The following is a 19,291-nucleotide window of genomic DNA, read 5'->3' as shown; positions in this document are numbered from 1 at the left end:
TCAGCCCCCGCCGCTGCCGGAGCAGCCGAAGCCGCCTCGGTCGACGGCCTCGCTGCGGCTGAAGGTGCCACGGTCGGCATAGCCGTTGCTGACGTCGGCGTCGTAGTACCAGTCGGCGTTCGTGGCGCGGGACCGGCTCTTGCCCGCCGACCCGGAGGAGGACGAGCAGTTCTTGTCGGCGACGACCTTGTAGCCGTCGGCGAAGTCGTAGCTGTTGCGGTCCACGCACCGCCGGTCCGGGTCCGACCCGCAGGCCGACAGTGCCGCCGCGAGCACTCCCATGCCGCCCAGCACCACCGTGCTGGACCGCAGTCGTCGCCGTGTCTGCGCCATGCCTTCCGCTCCCCCTCGTGTCGCGCCGGCCCGTCCCCGTGTGGTCGCCGGTTCGCGGCGGACAGCCTAGAGACCCCGCGGGCCGCGCGCACGCGAGCCCCTCCCCTCGCCCACCTGCCCGCTGACTGTTTGTCACCTCTTGGTCAGGAATGACCTCGGCGGTCACGGAACCATCACACAGACGCGGGTCACGGCAGGGCGCGGAGCAGGGCCTCCAGGGTGCCCGTCCAGGCGTGGTCGGGCGGGGTCGCGTAGCCGACCACCAGGGCGTCCCCGGCGGGGTCGGCCGCACCGGGATGCCGGAAGCGCTCCAGGCCCTTGACGGCGAGCCCCTGCCAGGTGGCCGCCTGTTCGACCGACCGCTCGGTGCCGGGCGGCAGCCGCAGGACCGCGTGCAGGCCGGCCGCGACTCCGGTGACGCGGATGTGCGGTGCCCGTTCGGCGAGGGCCCGGACCAGGGAGTCGCGGCGCCGCCGGTAGCGCAGGCGGGCGGCGCGGACCTGCCGGTCGTAGGCGCCGGAGGTGAGGAACTCGGCGAGGGTGAGCTGGTCCACCACGCCGACGGAGCGGCCGCCGCCGTGGGTGAGGACGTCCGGCAGCAGCCAGGGCGGCACCACCATCCAGCCCAGCCGCAGGCCGGGGGCGAGGGACTTGCTGGCGGTGCCGAGATACACCACCCGGCCGGGGTCCAGGTCCTGGAGGGCGCCGACGGGCTGGCGGTCGTAGCGGAACTCGCCGTCGTAGTCGTCCTCCAGGATCAGGCCGCCGGTGCGGCGCGCCCACTCGACCACGGCGGCCCGGCGCTCGGGGCGCAGCGCACCGCCGAGCGGGAACTGGTGCGCCGGGCTGAGCAGCACCGCGTCCGCGTCGCCGGGATCCTGGGCGCGGGTGCCGAGGGCGTCCCGGGCGAGCGGGACGGTCTCCAGGCCGGCGCGGGCGGCGAGGTCCCAGTGGATGTCCAGGCCGTAGGACTCCACGGCGAGGGTGCGGGCGCCGCGGGACCGCAGCACCTCGCTCAGGAGCTGCAGGCCGTGCGCGAACCCGGAGCAGACCACCACGTGCTCCGGGTCGGCGCGCACGCCCCGGACCCGGGCGAGGTAGCCGGCGAGGGCCTCGCGCAGTTCCGGACGGCCGCGCGGGTCGCCGTACCCGAAGGCGTCGTGGGGTGCGGCGGCGAGGGCGCGGCGGGTGGCCCTGACCCATTCGGCGCGGGGGAAGGAGGCGAGGTCGGGGACGCCGGGGGTGAGGCTGTACGGAAGCCGGCCGGGGGTGCGGCGGGGCGCGGGGGCCGGGGCCTGCGGGCCGGCGACGGGGCGCGCGGCGACCCGGGTGCCGGAGCCCTGGCGGGCGGTGAGCCAGCCCTCGGCGACCAGGTCGGCGTAGGCGTCGGCGACGGTGTTCCGGGCGATGCCCAGGTCGGCGGCGAGGGAGCGGGAGGACGGCAGCCGGGTGTCCGGGGCGAGCCGGCCGCTGCGGACCGCTTCGCGCAGGGCGTCGGTCAGGCCGCGCCGCAGTCCGGGCCCGGCCGGGTCGAGGTGCAGGTCGATGCCGAAAGTGGCCCAGCGTTCCGCCATGGAACTGGACCATACTCCTGGGCTTCCTCGCTCCTAGCGTCGACGGCATGACGAACACCGACACGACCGGGACGGCTCCGTACGCGGCCGAGGAGCCCGCCCGTCTGGAGTGGGCGAAGCACGCCCCCGAGGTCTACAAGGCGATGGTCCGGCTGGACGTCGCGGCCCGCAAGGGACTGGACCCGAAGCTGGCCGAGCTGGTCAAGGTCCGCGCCTCGCAGCTCAACCACTGCGCCTTCTGCCTGGACATGCACACCAAGGACGCCCTCGCGGCGGGCGAGAGCGTCGAGCGGATCATTCAGCTCACCGCGTGGGAGGAGTCGCGGCACTTCTACACGGAGAAGGAGATCGCCGCGATCGAGCTGACCGAGGCGGTCACCGTGCTGACCAACGGCTTCGTGCCGGACGAGGTGTACGAGCGGGCCGCGAAGCAGTTCGACGAGGCGGAGCTGTCCCAGCTGATCGCCGCCATCGCGGTGATCAACGCCTGGAACCGGTTCGGCGTGACCTGCCGGATGACTCCGGGCCACTACCAGCCGGGGCAGCACCGCTAGCGGCGTCTCAGGGCAGCCATTTCTCCCAGACGGAGCGGTGGCTGTCCACCCACTTCTCCGCCGCCTCCTGCGGCGACAGCTTCTGCTCGGCGATCATCAGGGAGACCTCGTTCTGGTCCTCGGTCGTCCATGTGAAGTTCCTGAGCAGCTCGGCCGCCTTCCCGCCGCCGCGCGCGAAGTCCGCGTTGAGGTACTTCTGCAGCGGGGTGTGCGGGTAGGCGCAGGCGACCTCGTCCGGGTCCGCGTCGCAGCCCTCCTCGTACGGCGGCAGCTTCACCTCTGTCATCGGCACCTGCTCGGACAGCCACTGCGGGGTGTACCAGTAGGTGAGGAAGGGCTTCTTCTCCTTGGCGAACTGCTGGATCTGGGTGATCTGCGCGGCCTCGGAGCCGGCGAACACCACCCGGTAGTCCAGCTTCAGGTTCTTCACCAGCGCCTTGTCGTTGGTGACGTAGGAGGGGGAGCCGTCGAGGAGCTGGCCCTTGCCGCCGCTCTCCGGGGTGCGGAACTCACCGGCGTACTTGTTCAGGTTCTTCCAGTCGGTGACGTCCGGGTGCTCCTTCGCGAAGTAGGCCGGCACGAACCAGCCGATGTGGCCGGTGACGCCGAGGTCGCCGCCGGCCACGATGGTCTTCTTGTCCTCGACGTACCGCTGCTCCTGGTCGGGGTGGCCCCAGTCCTCCAGGATCGCGTCGACCCGGCCCTGGCTGAGGGCGTCCCAGGCGGGCACCTCGTCGACCTGGACGGTGTCGACGCGATAGCCGAGCTCGTGCTCCAGCAGGTACTGGGCGACGGCCACGTTGGCCTGGGCGCCGACCCAGGACTGCACCGACAGGGTGACCGTCCTCGCCCCCTGCGCGTTGGCGAACGGCGAGGCCTGCTTGGTCATGTCGGCGGCACCGCACCCGGTCAGCAGCAGGAGCGCGGAGCCCGCCGCCACCGCGGGAATCGTACGGAATCGCATGTCACGCTCCCTTCTTCGCGCGGCGTTCGGTGGGCTGGGTCACCCGGTCGAGCATCAGGCCGAGGCAGACGATCGCGGCGCCGGCCACCAGCCCGGTCGCCAGGTCGCCCTGGGCGAGACCGAAGACGACGTCGTAGCCGAGCGCGCCGCCGCCGACCAGGCCGCCGATGATGACCACGGCGAGGACCAGGACCACGCCCTGGTTGAGGGCGAGCAGCAGGGCCGGGCGGGCCAGCGGGAGCTGCACCTGGCGCAGTTGCTGGGCGCCGGTCGCGCCGAGCGAGCGCGCGGACTCCAGGGCGGCCGGGTCGACCTGGCGCAGGCCCTGGGCGGTGATGCGGACGACGGCGGGCAGCGCGTAGACGACCGCCGCGGCGACGGCCGGGGCGCGGCCCACCCCGAACAGGGCGACCACCGGGATCAGGTACACGAACTGTGGCATGGTCTGGAAGACGTCCAGCACCGGGCGCAGCAGCCGCTCGACGCGGTCGCTGCGGGCGGCGGCCACGCCCGCGGCGAAGCCGATGACGAGGGTCACGGCGACGGCGGCGAGGACCTGGGACAGCGTGTCCAGCGACGGCTGCCACACACCGAGCACCCCGATGGCGGCCATGGCGAGCACGGCGGTGAGCGTGGTGCGCCAGGTGCCGATCAGCCAGGCCAGGGCGGCCACGAGCAGCAGCACCCCCCACCAGGGCAGCCACTGCAGCCCGTCGCGGAGCGGGTCGAGCACCCAGGTGGTGAAGCGGCCGGCCCAGTCGGCGGTGCCGCCGACCACGGGCACGCCCGAGTACAGGTGCGCGGTCATCCAGCCGACGGCCCGGTTGACGGGTTCCGCGACGCCGACGACCCAGCTCTCCGGCCACTCCAGCCGGCCCGCGAGGCGTCCGGCGACCGCGACGACGACCGCGCCGGCCAGGGCGTACGCCCCGAGCACGCGGGCGTTCGGGGCGGGCGCGTCGCCCAGGCGGGCGCCGGCCGCGCCGGTGACCCGGTCGAGGACGACGGCCAGCAGCACGATCGGGATGCCGGCGGCGAGCGCGGCCCCCACGTCGACGGAGGCCAGCGCCTGGTAGACGCGGTCGCCGAGACCGCCTGCGCCGATCACCGAGGCGATCACGGCCATGGACAGCGCCATCATGATCGTCTGGTTGAGGCCGAGCAGCAGTTCCTTGCGGGCCAGCGGGACACGGGCGGTCAGCAGGCGCTGGCGGGCGGTCGTCCCGAGCGACTCGACCGCCTCCAGCACCTCCTTGTCCGCGCCGCGCAGCCCGAGCGCGGTGAGCCGGGCCATCGGCGGGGCGGCGTAGACGACCGTGGCCAGGACTGCCGCGGGGACGCCGATACCGAAGACCAGCACCACCGGGAGCAGGTAGGCGAAGGCCGGCAGGACCTGCATGGTGTCGAGGACCGGGCGCAGGCCCCGGTACATGCGGTCGGACAGCCCGGCGGCCAGCCCGAGCAGCGCCCCCACCAGGACGGATGCGGCGACCGCGACCACCATGAGGGCGAGGGTCTGCATGGTGGGCACCCACATGCCCAGCAGCCCGCAGGCGAGGAACGCGGCGGCGGTCCCGAGCGCCGACCGGATCCCCGCCACGCGCCAGGCGGTCAGCGCGGCCACGGCCGTCACTCCCGCCCAGCCGACGGCGAGGAGGGCGAGGTAGACGGCGCGAACGGCGATGACGACGACGTTGCTGACGTGTCCGAGGAAGTAGAGGAAGAGAGGGTGGGAGTCCCGGTTGTCGACGATCCAGTCGCTGGCACTGCCGAGCGGCCCGGAGAGGTCGACGGTGAGTGCGTCCGGCCAGGCCCCGCTCCCCCAGCGGCCCGCCGCGAGGGGGACCAGTACGGCCGCGACGACGGCGAGCGCGGCGAGCTTGCGGACGGCGGGGCGGCGGAGCACGCCCGGCGGTGCGGTGTTCGGCGTGGCCGCGGTGAGTGTCGCCATCACACGGGCTCCCCACCGGCGGCGGCAGCGGGCGGCGCGGCCGGCTCACCCCGCCGAGCGGGCACCTCACGGGAGTCCGGGGCCTCTGCGGCACCCGGCGCGTTCCCGGCATCCGGCTCTCCGGCACCCGGCGCGACGGAGGCGTGCGCCGCCTCGCGGGACGTGCGGCCGGGTCCGGCCACATCGCCGGCGACCACGTTCAGCAGGGCCTGCGCGTCGACCACGCCGACGCACCGGCCGGCGTCCAGGACGCGGGCGGAGGTGCCGGCCCGGGACACCGCTTCGATGGCCTCGGAGACCGTGGCGTCGGGGCGGACCGCCGGGCCGGTGTCCGCCTCCGTCGCCGAGGAGGCGGGGCGCATGGCCGTACGGACGGTCAGCACCTGCTCGCGCGGGACGTCCCGGACGAAGGCGCGCACGTAGTCGTCGGCGGGCGAGCCCACGATCTCCTCGGGCGTGCCCAGCTGGACCACGCGCCCGTCGCGCATCAGGGCGATGCGGTCACCCAGCTTCAGGGCCTCCTGGAGGTCGTGGGTGATGAAGACCATCGTGCGGCCCTCCTCGCGGTGCAGCCGCACCACCTCCTCCTGCATGTCGCGCCGGATCAGCGGGTCGAGCGCACTGAACGGCTCGTCGAACAGCAGGACCTCGGGGTCGACGGCGAGGGCGCGGGCCAGCCCCACCCGCTGGCGCTGGCCGCCGGAGAGCTGGGCGGGTCTGCGCTGCTCCATGCCCTCCAGGCCGACCTTGGCGACCACCTCGGCGGCCTTCGCGCGCCGCTCGGACCGGCCCATGCCCTGGATCTCCAGGCCGTAGGCGACGTTGTCGAGGACGGTGCGGTGCGGCAGCAGGCCGAAGTGCTGGAAGACCATGGCGGCACGGTGCCGGCGCAACGCGCGCAGCCTGGTCTTGTCCATGGCGCGGACGTCCTCGCCGTCGATGACGATGCGGCCCGCGGTCGGCTCGATCAGCCGGGTCAGGCAGCGGACCAGCGTGGACTTGCCGGACCCGGACAGGCCCATGACGACGAAGACCTCGCCCTTGCGGACGTCGAAGGAGACGTCGCGGACGGCGGCCGTGCAGCCGGTGCGGGCGCGCAGCCCGGCCGGGTCGAGGGCGGCGAGCTCCGGGTCGCCGGGGACCCGGTCGGCCTTGGGGCCGAACACCTTCCACAGCCCGTCGACGGAGAAGACGGGGGCGGCGGCGTCGGACGCGGGCGCGGCGGCGGGGGCTGTCGCGGTCATCGGGCGTCACCACCGATCAGCTCGACGGCGCGCTCGCCGACCATCAGCACACCGATCATCGGGTTGACTGCGGTCATGGTCGGGAAGACGGAGGCGTCCGCGATCCGGATGCCCTGCAGCCCCCTGATCCGCAGCTCGGGGTCGACCACGGCCAGGTCGTCGTCGGCGGCGCCCATCCTGCAGGTGCCGGCCGGGTGGTAGACGGTGTGCGCGACCTTGCGGGCGTACTCGCCGAGTTCCTCGTCGCCGGTGACGTCCGGGCCGGGGGCCACCTCGCGCTTGAGCCAGTGGGCGAGCGGCTCGGTCTTCGCGATCTCGCGGGCGATGCGGATGCCGTCCACCAGGGTGCCGCCGTCGTAGTCGTCCTCGTCGGTGAAGTAGCGGAAGTCCAGGGCCGGCTTGACCTCGGGGTCGGCGCTGGTGAGGTACAGCCGTCCGCGGCTCTTCGGCTTGGGGATGTTCGGGGTCATCGAGACGCCGAACTCCGGCCGCTCGTAGCCCAGTCGCTCCGGGTTGTCGGTGAACGGGATCTGGTAGAAGTGGAACATCAGGTCGGGGCCCGCGTGTTCGGGGTCGCGGCGCACGAACAGCCCGGCGTCGGAGTCCATCGCGGAGTTCTCCGGGATGGGTCCGTCCGTCTCCCAGACGATCACCGACTCGGGGTGGTCGAGCAGGTTCTCGCCGACACCGGGCAGAGGGTGCGCCACAGGTATGCCGAGCGCCTCCAGGTCGGCCCGGGGACCGATGCCGGAGTGCAGCAGCAGGCGCGGCGAGTCGACGGCGCCCGCGCACAGCACCACCTCGTTGCGGGCGCGCACCAGCACCTCCTCGCCGTCCTTGGTGCGCACGTGCACTCCCTCGGCGCGGGTGCCGTTCAGCTCCAGCCGGTACGCCCAGGTCTCCAGCCAGAGCGTCAGGTTGGGCCGCTCGTCCATCACCGGGTGCAGATACGCCACCGACGCCGAGGAGCGCTTGTTGTTCTCGGGGTGGTAGGCCAGGTCGAAGAAGCCGACGCCCTCGGTGAAGGGCTTCTTGTTGAAGCTCTCGATGCGGGGCACCTCGAGCGCCGTCCGCGCGGCGTCGACGAAGTCCCGGGCGATGGCGTTCCGGTCCTTCTCGTCGACCGGGACGATGTTGTTCTTCAGGCGCGCGTAGTACGCCTCCATCTGCACGGCGCCCCAGCCCTTGGCGCCGGCCCGCTCCCACTCGTCCCAGTCGGACGGCAGCGGCTTGAAGGCGATCAGGGTGTTGTGCGAGGAGCAGCCGCCGAGGACGCGGGCGCGGCTGTGCCGGATGTGCGAGTTGCCGCGTGGCTGCTCGGTGGTGGGGTAGTCGTAGTCGAGTTCGCCGCCGAGCAGGCCCATCCAGCGGCGCAGCGTCAGCACGTCGTCGCGGCCGACGTCGCTGGGGCCGCCCTCGATGACGGCGACGGTGACGTCCGGGTTCTCGGTGAGGCGGGAGGCGATGACGGAACCAGCGGTTCCGCCGCCTATGACCACGTAGTCGTAGACGGGTGGGCTCTGGGTCATGGAGCTGCTCCAAGGGCTCAGACGTGAGGGGCGCCCGGGAGGGCGCCCCTGAAGGGGCGCGGGGCTGTGCCGACATGCGGCTCCGCGTGGGAGCGATCAGCCCCCACGCGCCGCGGCCGCCACGCGACGTGCGACGTCACGGCACCGTCGAGTCGCGGCGTCAGCCGCGGAACCACCGAACCGGCGCCGGCGCCAGGTTCTGATACACGTGCTTCGTCTCGCGGTACTCGGCCAGCCCGGCCGGGCCGAGCTCGCGGCCCGTGCCGCTCTTGCCGAAGCCGCCCCACTCGGCCTGCGGGAGGTAGGGGTGGAAGTCGTTGATCCACACGGTGCCGTGGCGCAGCCGTCCGGCCACCCGGCAGGCGCGGCCCGGGTCGGCGGTCCACACGCCGCCGGCCAGCCCGTACTCGGTGTCGTTGGCGAGGGCGACAGCCTCGTCCTCGGTGCGGAAGGTCTCGACGGTGAGGACCGGCCCGAAGACCTCCTCGCGCACCACGCGCATCTCGCGGTGGCAGCGGTCGAGGACGGTCGGCTCGTAGAAGTACCCGGCGGCGGGGCGTTCGGGGGACGGCTCGGGACGCTTGCCGCCGCAGCGCAGCACCGCGCCCTCCTTGAGGGCGGACTCGACGTAGGCCTCGACCTTCTCGCGCTGCTGCGCGGAGACCAGCGGCCCGCACTCGACGCCGTCCTCGGTGCCCCGGCCGAGCCGGATCCGCTCGGCGCGGCGGGCGAGTTCGGCGACGAACCGGTCGCGCACGGACTCCTCGACGATGAGCCGCGCGCCGGCCGAGCACACCTGGCCGCTGTGGATGAAGGCCGCGTTGAGGGCCTGGTCGACGGCGGTGTCGAAGCCCTCCTCGGTGGCGCAGGCGTCGGCGAAGACCACGTTGGGGTTCTTGCCGCCGAGTTCCAGGGCCACCTTCTTCACGGAAGGGGCGGCGGCCTGGGCGACCTTGGTGCCGCTGACCAGGCCGCCGGTGAAGGAGACCAGGTCGACGTCCGGGTGCTCGGCCAGCCGGGCGCCGACGGTGTGGCCGGGACCGGTGACGATGTTGGCGACGCCCGCGGGCAGTCCCGCCTCGGCCAGCAGGCCGATGAGGGCGACGGTGGTCAGCGGGGTGATCTCGCTGGGCTTGACGACGAAGGTGTTGCCCGCCGCGAGGGCCGGGGCGATCTTCCAACTCGCCTGCAGAAGCGGGTAGTTCCACGGAGTGATCAGCGCGCAGACGCCGACCGGCTCGTGCACCACGACGCTGTGCACGTCGGGTGAACCGGCGTCGACCACCCGGCCGGGCGCCTCGGCGGCGACGAGGTCGGCGAAGTAACGGAAGGCGTCGGCCACGCAGTCGATGTCGACGCGCCCCTCCTCGACTGTCTTGCCCGCGTCCCGGCTCTCCAGCAGGCCCAGTTCCTCCCGGTCCCGAGCGAGGAGTCCGGCCACGCGGCGCAGCAGCGCGGCCCGGTCGGCGACGGGGGTGCGCGGCCACGGGCCCTCGTCGAAGGCGCGGCGCGCGGCGGCCACCGCGAGGTCGGTGTCCTTCTCGTCCCCCTCGGCGACCAGGGCGAACGGCCGGGCGTCCGCCGGGTCGAGGATCTCCCGGGTGGCCCCGGAGACGGCGGCCCGCCACTCGCCTCCCGCGTGGATGGTGTCGCGCGCTCGAAGTTCTGTGCTGTCCGCCATGATCGGTTACTGCCTTCCGTTCCTGTTCAGCACCCGGGGGGGTCACATGGGTGCTACCCGGGACCGGGTGCTCCTGCCCATGGGGCCCGGATGCATGCGGAATCCGTGGCCGGAAGTGCGCCTCGTCACGGGCGGGGCGGGTGGGGCGGAACGGGAGGAAGGGTGCAGGGAGGGCGATCACGGGCGCTGAGACGTACGCGGGACTGCCGGAGGGCGCGCCGGATCACTCCGGGGCGCAGGTCGTGGACGGCGGGCAGAAGTGCGCGAGGGCCGTCAGCACCAGATCCAGTTCGGGATCGATGCCGTCGGTGGCCGCCCCGTACGCGGCGATCGCGTACACCTTGCCGTCCCCGGGCGCCCGGAAACGCACGTCCTGGACGTGCCAGCTGCCCACCTCGGGTTCGCCGCGCAGGGAGTCGGCCCGGTACTCCAGCCGCATCCCGGACGTCTCCTCCGTCTCGACGGGCAGCAGGGCGACCTTCTCGAAGCCGTCCGCCTTCGGCGTGGCGTCCGACAGGAACACCTCGAAGGAGTCCTCCGGCGAGGGCTCCGCGACCTCGTACACCTGGAGCCGGCGGAACCCGTCGGGAGCGCGGTAGTTGACGACGTCCATGCCGTGCTGGGACGCCACGCCCTCCCGCTCCCAGCCCGTCGGGCGGGCGATGGTGAAGCCCTCGGGGTCCTCGTGGAGCTCGTAGCCCTCGGGAAGTTCCGGTGTTTCGCCGGACGGGGACGAGGGGGTGTCGGACGACAGTTCGGCGCCGTTGGTGCCCACGTCCGTCGGACCGGGCACCTCCTCGTCGGCCGACGGCGGTACCTGTGTGTCCACCGCGCCGCCGGCCCGGTCGTCCGGGCGGCCGTCCGTGCCGTCGTCCCCGAGGACCGACGTCAGGACCAGAGCCACGGCGACACCGGCCGCGGCGGCCCCGCCCAGCACGCCCCACACCAGCCGGCGGCCGGCGAGCGGCCGGGCGGCGGGTCGCGGCGGCTCCGGCAGGGACCAGTTTCCGACGGGAGGCGGGGGCAGTACGCCCGTCGGCGCGTCCGGGTCCGGCACATCACGCGGGCCCGCGTCGGAGGCCGCCGGGAGGAACTCCGGGCGGGGCGGGGGCGGCGGCGTGGCCGGGGCGGTGGCGCCGGCGCCGTCCTCCCAGCGCTGGGTGTCCTCGTTCCAGTACCGCGGTCCCCCGGTCATGGCGTCCCTCTCACATTCCCAGCAGCCCGGCGACGGTCCCGGCCGACGCGAACAGGGTGAGGATGCTCTGGGCGTCCGCGAGACCCTCCCGCAGCCGCCGCATACGGCCCTCGCCGGCCGTACCGGTGCGGGTGATCTCCTCCTCGGTCTCGGCGAGGGTCGCGTCCAGGCGCGCGGCCTGCTCGTTCTCCCTCAGCCGGGCGAGGTCGCCGCGCAGTTCACGCACGGCCGCCAGGAGTTGCTCGGCGGTCTCGTCGCGTGCCGGGGCGGTGGTGTTGCGGGTCTCCGCGCGGGCGTTCGCGCCGAACGCGAAAGCTGAGTTGTCGGCGCGGCCGATGCTGACGTTGGGCTCGTCGGATGCCATCACTGGTCGGATCCCCTCTGCGGCGCGGAGCCGCCCCTCGTCTCGGCGCGCGCGTGGTCTCCAAAGGCGAACGAGGAGTGGTCGGCCCGCCCGATGTGCACCGCGCCGTTGCTGATGTTGACGATCTTCTGGACGAACTCGCCGGTCTCGTAGCCCGCTTCGCCCAGGGCCAGCCGCACCCCGCGGCTGATGCGGTCCTGGACGCTGCGCAGATACCGGGCGACGTCCATCTGCTGGAAGGTGGAGCCTGCGCCGACTGCGGCGAGTTCCCGCACCGACAGGGCGGGCCCTTCGGGCAGCGCCTGCGCGTGGCCGCCGGTCAGCAGCCGCCACGCGTAGGGCACGCCCCGGCCGAGGGTGAGCAGCGCGTCGCCGACCGAGCGGAGCACCCGGACGGCCGCGCCGGCAATCCGGCCCGTCCGGTTCTCGTGGAACCCCTGCCAGGTGCGGTCGGCGTCCTTGAAGTCCATGCGGACCGGGGTGAGTACGTGCGGGGCGATCTCCAGCATCAGCATCCTGCCCTGTGTGTGGAGGCGGACGAAGACGGTGACGACCAGTTCCTCCTCCCAGCCGCCGACGCGGATGCGCAGGAAGTGCCGGCGCTTCTCACCGCCCTCCTCGACGGCCCGGGCCCGGTGCTGCTCGAACTCCGCCTCTCCGTACGGCGCCTCGTCGCGGCGGAGCAGTCCCTCGACGGGCAGGAACACGCACTCGTCGATCTCCAGGCGGCGCAGCCGGTCCCGGACACCGGGGCCCGCGTGCTCGGAGGGCACCCGCAGCTGCTCCAGCAGGGGGCGGATCCGGTCGAGGATCGCCCGGTTGCTGAGCGGCTGCTGCTCCTTCTCCTCGTCCGGCCGCAGTTCGACGGCGAGCACCCAGGTGTCGTACGCCTTGCCCGCCCCGCAGAACGGCCGCGCCTCCTGGTACATGACGAGCGGGGCGTGCTGTTCCACCCGGATGCGGTGCGTCAGCCGCCGGAACCGCTGCCCGGGGGCCTGCTCGGCGAGGTCGCCGGTGGCGTCGGGGAAGCGGGCCGGGGAGAGTTCCACCGAGAGGACGCGGGCCAGCTGGTCGCGCCGGGCCGCGACGCACAGGCCGATGAGGACGAGCACGCCGATCCCGCACCAGGCCTGCCACTGCCGGACGCCCGCCGTGATGCCGTCGGCGACCGGACCCAGCACATCGGTGCCGCCGGAGTCGTACGAGGACGAGTACCCCACGTCGCCGTCCTGCCCGCCGCCGAACGCGGCGGAGCCCAGGATGAACAGGAACCACACGGTCGCGACGCGGCCGCACCAGCGGAGCACCGACGCGGCGGTCCCGCGCGCCAGGGACGCGGAGGCGAGCAGCAGGCCGGGGATCAGAAGCCAGGCGAGCAGGCCCCCGCTGACCGGTGTGCCCACCACCCACAGGCCGAGGATCGCCGCCGCCCACTGTGTCTCCAGGCGCCGGGCACGCAGCGCGTGGGCGAGGACCCGGGCGGCGTCGAAGCCGAGCGAGGGCGCCACGACCCGCTGTTCGTTGAGGTGGAGCTCCTCGATGACACGGTTGCGGTAGACGGGGTCCAGGTAGGTCCCCACGCACAGCAGCCTCGACGCCTCGCTGGCGTACGGGGGCACGGGCGGCAGGCCGGCCAGCGTCCCGTCCGTGCGCTGTGGCTGCTGCGGCACGTAGGCAGTGCTCACGCGGATCCCCCGATACGCGAATGATCGACACCGCCACGGGGAGTGACGGGGCATCAGCATAGGGGAAGGGCGGGCCCCGGCGAACCGCTTTGCCAAGGGTTGCGGTTGAGGCCTCAGCGGCGCGGGGCCCCGTACCGGGCGAGCTGGTACGGGGCCCCGAGAAGGGTGGGGGAGGCGGAAATCAGATGAGGCCGAGGCCGCGGACCGCCTCGCGCTCCTCCTCGAGCTCCTTGACGGAGGCGTCGATGCGGGTGCGGGAGAACTCGTTGATCTCCAGGCCCTGGACGATCTCGTACGTGCCGTCCTTGACGGTGACCGGGAAGGACGAGATGAGGCCCTCGGGGACGCCGTAGGAGCCGTCGGACGGGATGCCCATGGAGACCCAGTCACCCTCCGGGGTGCCGTTGACCCAGGTGTGGACGTGGTCGATGGCGGCGTTGGCGGCGGAGGCGGCCGACGAGGCGCCACGGGCCTCGATGATGGCGGCGCCGCGCTTGGCGACGGTCGGGATGAAGTCCTCGGCCAGCCACTTCTCGTCGCCCACGACCTCGGCGGCGTTCTTGCCGCCGACCGTGGCGTGGAAGATGTCGGGGTACTGGGTGGCGGAGTGGTTGCCCCAGATGGTGAGCCGCTTGATGTCGGCGACCGTCGAGCCCGTCTTCTTCGCGAGCTGGGTCAGCGCGCGGTTGTGGTCCAGGCGGGTCATCGCGGTGAAGCGCTCGGCCGGGACGTCCGGGGCGGCGGCCTGGGCGATCAGGGCGTTGGTGTTGGCCGGGTTGCCGACGACCAGGACGCGGACGTCGTCCGCGGCGTGGTCGTTGATGGCCTTGCCCTGCGGCTTGAAGATGCCGCCGTTGGCCTCGAGAAGGTCACCGCGCTCCATGCCCTTGGTGCGGGGGCGGGCGCCGACGAGCAGGCCGACGTTGGCGCCGTCGAAGGCCACGTTCGGGTCGTCCGTGATGTCGATGCCCTGAAGGAGCGGGAACGCGCAGTCGTCGAGCTCCATGGCGGTGCCCTCGGCGGCCTTGAGCGCCGGGGTGATCTCCAGCAGGCGCAGCTTGACCGGCACGTCCGCGCCGAGCAGCTGGCCGGAGGCGATGCGGAAGAGCAGGGCGTAACCGATCTGGCCGGCCGCGCCGGTGACGGTGACGTTCACGGGAGTGCGGGTCATGGCGTTCTCCGTATGACAGCTGGCGGTGGGGCGGTCCCTGCCCCCTGGTGCGGGATCCCGCTCCGGCTCGTGACCGGCGTCCGCCACGATGATCGATCACCGGTTCGAATGATCGATCTCTTGGCGTCAAGAGAGATCCAGCGGTCAGGCTATCGCGCATCCGAGGACGCGCACGGCCGGGCTCCCTGTGGCCCGTCCCACAGAGTGACCGTCCGGGCACCGGGTAACCGGCAGCGGCGAAGAGATGGGGAGAGAGGGGGGGGCGGCCGCTCCGTCCGGGAGAGGTGAGGACGGAGCGGCCGCCGTCCGGGACCGACCGTGCCGGGATCCCGTGGGGGTACTTTTCGCGTGCCCGTCCTCCGGCGCACCATTCGCATCACCACGGATCCCTCACATGAAAGGACCCTTACGGCCCCTGCGGATGACGGATCCGGCCACCGCGCCGACGGCCGCCCCCGCTACTCGGTGCAGCCCTTCTCGCCGGTCGCGGCCAGCACCGCGCAGGCCTTGGCCTCGGTGGCGCTGCCGGCCGGCACCATCGGGGTGTACGTGACGGTGTCACCGGCCGCGTCGACGGAGTCGGTCTGCTGGAAGGCACCCGCCGTGATGTCGACCGTGTCGCCCTGCGTGGCCTGGGTGATGCGCCCCCACGCGGCACCGCAGACCTTGCTGTAGCGGACCTCGACGGTGGTGGCGCCGACGGTCGCCGTGCTCGCCGTGGTGACCAGGTCGCCGCTGCATCCCATGACCTCGGCGTCCTTGCCGTCACAGCTCTCGCCGCTGCACTTCACGCCCGGGGGCAGCTTGGCCTCCTTGGTGACGGTGGGCGACGGGGACGCCTGCGCCTTCTTCTTGTCGTCCTCGGTCCCGGTGACGTACAGCGCGGCGGCGACCACCACCAGCGCCCCCAGCGCGCCGACGAGGAACGTCGCCGTACGCCGACGGCCCGCGGGCCTGCCGGAACCGCCGTCGCGACCGGACGGGTCCACGGGCGGCGGGCCGTAACCGCCGGCCGCGGACACCCCGGGGCCGTACGCCCCCGGATACACGGCGTCCGGGGTGGCGACCCCCCAGGAGTTGCCGCCGGGCGCCCCGGTGCCGCCGGCCGCGTCGCGCACGTCGGTGGCCGTGGGCTGCGGCGGCACGCTCGGTGACACACCGGCCGGGCCGGCGACCCCCGGACGCGCCGCGCCCCCGCGCGAACGTCCGCCCCCGCCCGACGGCGGTCCGGCCAGCTCGCTGAGCGCGGCCCGCGCCTGCGAGATCCGGATCGCCTCCATGGTCATGTCGTGCCGCATCTCCGAGCGGCTCCAGGCGCGCTCGGCGAGCTCCCACATGGTGGTGAGGTGCACCGGGTTGGTCCCGGTGACCTCGGCCAGGGCCACGATCGCGCCCTTCGGCGCGAGCAGCCGCCCGTTCAGATAGCGCTCCCAGGACGTCTTGCTGTAGCCCGTGCGGTCGGCGACGGACGCGACGCTCAGACCGCTGCGGTCCACCAGCCGCCTGAGCTGGCTGGTGAATTCCCTGATCTGCGGATCGAGTTCCTCCGGCAAAGCCTTCCAACGAGGCATTGCTCTCCCCCTCTTCCCCCCGGTTCGTGCTGGTGTTTCCCTCGCGCATGGTGCCCATGGCCACGTCCCGACTGGCTACCCACAGGGATGCCACCGGGCCGGGTCTCAGTTCCCGGGGTGGGGGCGCACGGGAGCAACAGGGCGCGTGCCGCGTTGCCCGCCCGGTTGCTTGCGCTCCAGTGTCCCACCGGTCGGCCCCCCGCCCGAACGGAACCCCGGAACCCACGGATGACTCATCGCAAGGCTGTACGGGGATTCCGGGGCGCGTACCGGAACGGTCACTTCCGTGCCACAGCGGCCGGGCAGCCGTTGAACAGGCCGTTCACCGTGCAGGAGTGTGGTGCGCGGCGGCGGCCCGTCCTCTCACGGGGGTGTGGACGGGCCGCCGTCCCAGCTCAGCTGTCGACCGTGAAGTGCAGCATGTCCTGCAGGAAGGGGATCCGCAGCAGCGGATCCGGCTGCACCATCAGCGCCAGCACCACGATCACCAGCCCCAGTCCGCCGTACGTGACGATGTCGGTGAAGCGGGAGCGCACGGCGAGCATCCCGACGTCGGGGACCACCCACCGCAGGACGGCCCCGGCCAGCAGTGCCGCTCCGATCAGCAGCAGCCCGACCCGGAACACGTCCAGCGCGGTCAGCAGCAGACCGAGGCCCACGGTGAGCAGCACGGCCAGGATCGGCCACTGCCGGGCGGGCGCGGGCGCGTCACCGGGGGCCGCCCGGCCGCCGCCCTCGGGGCGTGCGGTGTCCCGGGTGAACAGGGGGAACCGGCGGGTGACCCGGCGCGGTCTGCCCTCGGCGTCGGGTGCGCTGACGGGGTCACGGACGGTGAGGTCCTCGGCCTCCTCCGGCGCCGCGGGGGCGTCGGAGGTGCCCGGTGCGTTCCGCTCAGCCGACACTGCGCTCCGCCGCCTCGACCACGTTGACCAGCAGCTGGGCGCGGGTCATCGGGCCGACGCCGCCGGGGTTCGGCGCGACCCAGCCGGCCACCTCGGCGACGCCCGGGTGGACGTCGCCCACGATCTTGCCCTCGGCGCTGCGGGAGACACCGACGTCGAGGACGGCGGCGCCCGGCTTGACGTCCTCCGGCCGGATCAGGTGGGCGCTGCCCGCGGCGGCCACGATGATGTCCGCGCGGCGCAGGTGCGCCGCGAGGTCACGGGTGCCGGTGTGGCACTGGGTCACGGTGGCGTTCTCGCTGCGCCGGGTCAGCAGCAGCGGCATCGGGCGGCCGATGGTGACGCCGCGCCCGACGACCACGACCTCGGCGCCCTTGATCTCCACGCCGTGGCGGCGCAGCAGGGTGATGATGCCGTTGGGGGTGCAGGGCAGCGGGGCCGGCTCGTTGAGGACGAGGCGGCCGAGGTTCATCGGGTGGAGGCCGTCGGCGTCCTTCTCCGGGTCCATCAGCTCGAGGATGCGGTTCTCGTCGATGCCCTTGGGGAGCGGCAGCTGGACGATGTACCCGGTGCAGGCCGGGTCCTCGTTCAGCTCGCGGACGACCGCCTCGATCTCCTCCTGCGTGGCGGTGCCGGGCAGTTCGCGCTGGATGGAGGCGATGCCCACCTGGGCGCAGTCCCGGTGCTTGCCGGCGACGTACTTCTGGCTGCCGGGGTCGTCCCCCACGAGGATCGTGCCGAGGCCGGGCGTGACGCCCTTCTCCTTCAGCGCCGCCACGCGGGCGGTCAGATCGGACTTGATCTCGGCTGCGGTGGCCTTGCCATCGAGAATCTGGGCGGTCATGGCCCCATCCTCGCGGATGACCGGCCCCCGGTTCCAATCCGCCCGCATTCCGGTCCGCCGTGCGGGGCCGTACCGGGCATTCGATCATCATCGGTCTCAATCCGAGCAAGATCGCGATGTTGCACTTGCACAACACATATGTCGTACGGCTGGACAAGGAAAGGAACGGTCAAGAACGATGAGCGCACAGTGCCGCGGGCAGAACCGGGGGGACGGACCGCATCTGTAGTACTTCCTCCGCGCCGTGCCTCGCGTCGTCCCCGCACCAGCAGCGCAACGGAGGAAGACCCGCCATGAGTTACGGCGACCCGAACAACCCCTACGGGGCTCCCCAGGGCCAGCCGCCCGGCTACGGCTACCCCCAGCAGCCCGGACAGCCCGGTCAGCCCGGCTACGGGTACCCCTCGGCCCCGCCGGCGGCCCAGCCCTACGGCGGCGGTTACGTCCCCACCCAGATGCCCGGCATCACGCGCGCCGCGCAGATACTGCTCGGCGTGATCGCCGTCGCGCACGTGATCATCGCGGCCGTGTACGGCGTGGGGCTGGCGCAGTGGGACGAGCAGATGCGCAAGGCCGGCATCACCGGCGACGCCGAGGCCGAGCGTCTCGCCGACCTGGGCAAGGGCGTCGTCGTCTTCTTCGCCGGCCTCGCCGCCGTCTTCGCGGTCCTCGGCCTCATCCTTCTGCTGCAGTACGCCAAGGGCGGCAGCTCGGTCCGCGTCTGCTCGATCGTGTACGCGTCGTTCGCGATCGTCAGCGGCCTCTTCGCACTCGCCATGTACCTGCTCGGCCTGGTCATATGGGTCGTGTCGATCCTGGTGATCGTGTTCTGCGCGAAGCGGGACAGCACCGACTGGTTCCGGCGACCGAGGTACTGAGTACGCGGGCGTCCGCCCGCCGCACACGTCACGAGGCCGTGTTCCCGTTCCCGGGGGACACGGCCTCGGCGCGTCCCGGGGACGCACCGGCACACCGCACCCCGGGCGCCGGACCGCGCCTTTCACGCCAAACCCGTCATACGCCCCTGTCGCACCCGTTCGGGGGAGGCCCGGCGGTGAGGTGCCGCCCTACCCTGGCCGAGTAGCTGTCAGGCATGGGGGGATGCACCGTGTACAGCCTCATCGTCGTACCTCCGGCGACCGCGCCGGGGGGGTCCCGGAGCCCGCGACCGCCTCCGTCCGGCCCCCGGCGAGCGCCTCTCCTTCGGTCGCGCCCCGCACGGCAACGGCCTGTGCATCGCGCACGACGGGGTCTCCCGCAGAGCCGGTGAGATCACCGCGCAGGGCGCCTACTGGCTGCTGAACAACCTCAGCCGGGAGCAGACGTACGTGGTGGAGAACCCGGAGGGCGCGGGCGAGCACATCAAGGTCGGCCCGGGGCGGCTGGACGCGCCGGTGCCGTTCGAGTTCTCGCGGATCGTGCTGCCGGCCTGCGGCGAGCTGCTGCCGCTGGAGGTGTGGGCGCCGTGCCACGAACACGTGCGGCCCGACGGCGACGACGACGGCACGGCCACCGCGCCCGCCTTCTCCCTGGACCGCTCCAAGCGCTACTTCGCGGTGCTGGCCGCGCTGTGCGAGCCCCGGCTGCGCGGTGTGCCGCACGCGCCTGTGCCCACGGTCGAGCAGGTGGTGGAGCGGCTGCGGCCGCTCCGGCCCGCCGCGTCCCGCGCCTCGGTGCAGTGGAACATCGACTACCGCCAGGTAGACAAGGACGGCAGCGTCCGCTGGAC

General features: G+C 73.2%; 16 protein-coding genes and 1 pseudogene. 3 read left to right on the top strand and 14 right to left on the bottom strand.

Features of this window, described 5'->3' with window-relative positions:
• Both B100_RS0104790 and pdxR read right to left on the bottom strand, forming a co-directional pair.
• Nucleotides 1-333: a hypothetical protein gene (locus B100_RS0104790; protein WP_024883304.1), complete on the bottom strand. Its 333-nt coding sequence runs from the start codon at nucleotides 331-333 to the stop codon at nucleotides 1-3.
• 188 nt (nucleotides 334-521) lie between these two features.
• A complete protein-coding gene (gene pdxR, locus B100_RS0104785) occupies nucleotides 522-1,907 on the bottom strand; it encodes a MocR-like pyridoxine biosynthesis transcription factor PdxR (RefSeq protein ID WP_024883303.1) in 1,386 nt (461 codons plus the stop codon).
• A 47-nt stretch (nucleotides 1,908-1,954) separates the two neighbouring features.
• Between pdxR and B100_RS0104780 the strand changes: the two genes are divergently transcribed.
• Nucleotides 1,955-2,461: a carboxymuconolactone decarboxylase family protein gene (locus B100_RS0104780; protein ID WP_024883302.1), complete on the top strand. Its 507-nt coding sequence runs from the start codon at nucleotides 1,955-1,957 to the stop codon at nucleotides 2,459-2,461.
• Nucleotides 2,462-2,468: 7 nt separating this feature from the next.
• Here the strand turns inward: B100_RS0104780 and B100_RS0104775 are convergent, their stop codons facing one another.
• The 12 genes from B100_RS0104775 to B100_RS0104715 form a co-directional block, all read right to left on the bottom strand.
• Complete coding sequence (locus tag B100_RS0104775) at nucleotides 2,469-3,425, bottom strand: ABC transporter substrate-binding protein (RefSeq protein ID WP_024883301.1); 957 nt, start codon at nucleotides 3,423-3,425, stop codon at nucleotides 2,469-2,471.
• Between the two features lies 1 nt (nucleotide 3,426).
• Nucleotides 3,427-5,376, bottom strand: coding sequence for an ABC transporter permease subunit (locus B100_RS0104770; protein WP_024883300.1), 1,950 nt, complete (start codon nucleotides 5,374-5,376; stop codon nucleotides 3,427-3,429).
• Nucleotides 5,376-6,620, bottom strand: a complete 1,245-nt coding sequence (locus B100_RS0104765) for a glycine betaine/L-proline ABC transporter ATP-binding protein (RefSeq protein WP_024883299.1) — start codon at nucleotides 6,618-6,620, stop codon at nucleotides 5,376-5,378. Before B100_RS0104765 ends, B100_RS0104770 begins: the two co-directional genes overlap by 1 nt.
• A complete protein-coding gene (locus B100_RS0104760; protein ID WP_024883298.1) occupies nucleotides 6,617-8,149 on the bottom strand; it encodes a GMC oxidoreductase in 1,533 nt (510 codons plus the stop codon). The genes B100_RS0104765 and B100_RS0104760 overlap by 4 nt, the downstream gene beginning before the upstream one ends.
• Before the next feature lie 160 nt (nucleotides 8,150-8,309).
• Nucleotides 8,310-9,830 (bottom strand): aldehyde dehydrogenase family protein, encoded by a 1,521-nt coding sequence (locus B100_RS0104755; RefSeq protein WP_024883297.1) that lies wholly within the window; start codon nucleotides 9,828-9,830, stop codon nucleotides 8,310-8,312.
• Nucleotides 9,831-10,053: 223 nt separating this feature from the next.
• Complete coding sequence (locus B100_RS0104745; RefSeq protein ID WP_024883295.1) at nucleotides 10,054-11,025, bottom strand: hypothetical protein; 972 nt, start codon at nucleotides 11,023-11,025, stop codon at nucleotides 10,054-10,056.
• A 10-nt stretch (nucleotides 11,026-11,035) separates the two neighbouring features.
• Nucleotides 11,036-11,389 carry a hypothetical protein gene (locus tag B100_RS0104740; RefSeq protein WP_024883294.1) on the bottom strand — a complete coding sequence of 118 codons (354 nt, stop codon included), beginning with the start codon at nucleotides 11,387-11,389 and terminating at the stop codon, nucleotides 11,036-11,038.
• Entirely contained in the window at nucleotides 11,389-13,074 is a 1,686-nt protein-coding gene (locus B100_RS0104735; RefSeq protein ID WP_024883293.1) for a hypothetical protein, read from the bottom strand. Before B100_RS0104735 ends, B100_RS0104740 begins: the two co-directional genes overlap by 1 nt.
• Nucleotides 13,075-13,255: 181 nt before the next feature.
• The gene (locus tag B100_RS0104730; protein WP_024883292.1) at nucleotides 13,256-14,245 is read right to left on the bottom strand and encodes a malate dehydrogenase; all 990 of its coding nucleotides are present in this window, start codon (nucleotides 14,243-14,245) and stop codon (nucleotides 13,256-13,258) included.
• A 458-nt stretch (nucleotides 14,246-14,703) separates the two neighbouring features.
• On the bottom strand, nucleotides 14,704-15,816 hold the full coding sequence (locus B100_RS0104725; protein ID WP_078540717.1) for a helix-turn-helix domain-containing protein: 1,113 nt from the start codon (nucleotides 15,814-15,816) through the stop codon (nucleotides 14,704-14,706).
• 395 nt (nucleotides 15,817-16,211) lie between these two features.
• The gene (locus B100_RS0104720; protein ID WP_024883290.1) at nucleotides 16,212-16,718 is read right to left on the bottom strand and encodes a DUF3017 domain-containing protein; all 507 of its coding nucleotides are present in this window, start codon (nucleotides 16,716-16,718) and stop codon (nucleotides 16,212-16,214) included.
• Entirely contained in the window at nucleotides 16,708-17,562 is an 855-nt protein-coding gene (locus tag B100_RS0104715) for a bifunctional methylenetetrahydrofolate dehydrogenase/methenyltetrahydrofolate cyclohydrolase (protein WP_024883289.1), read from the bottom strand. Before B100_RS0104715 ends, B100_RS0104720 begins: the two co-directional genes overlap by 11 nt.
• Nucleotides 17,563-17,855: 293 nt before the next feature.
• Between B100_RS0104715 and B100_RS0104710 the strand changes: the two genes are divergently transcribed.
• Nucleotides 17,856-18,440 carry a hypothetical protein gene (locus B100_RS0104710; RefSeq protein ID WP_024883288.1) on the top strand — a complete coding sequence of 195 codons (585 nt, stop codon included), beginning with the start codon at nucleotides 17,856-17,858 and terminating at the stop codon, nucleotides 18,438-18,440.
• Between the two features lie 230 nt (nucleotides 18,441-18,670).
• A pseudogene (locus B100_RS33660) lies at nucleotides 18,671-19,265 on the top strand (FHA domain-containing protein); the annotation flags it as partial.
• Nucleotides 19,266-19,291: the final 26 nt, after the last annotated feature.

It is taken from the genome of Streptomyces sp. CNH189 (genome assembly GCF_000527195.1).
The sequence above is the reverse complement of the archived record's forward strand: the minus strand, read 5'-3'. Positions and strand labels throughout refer to the sequence as shown.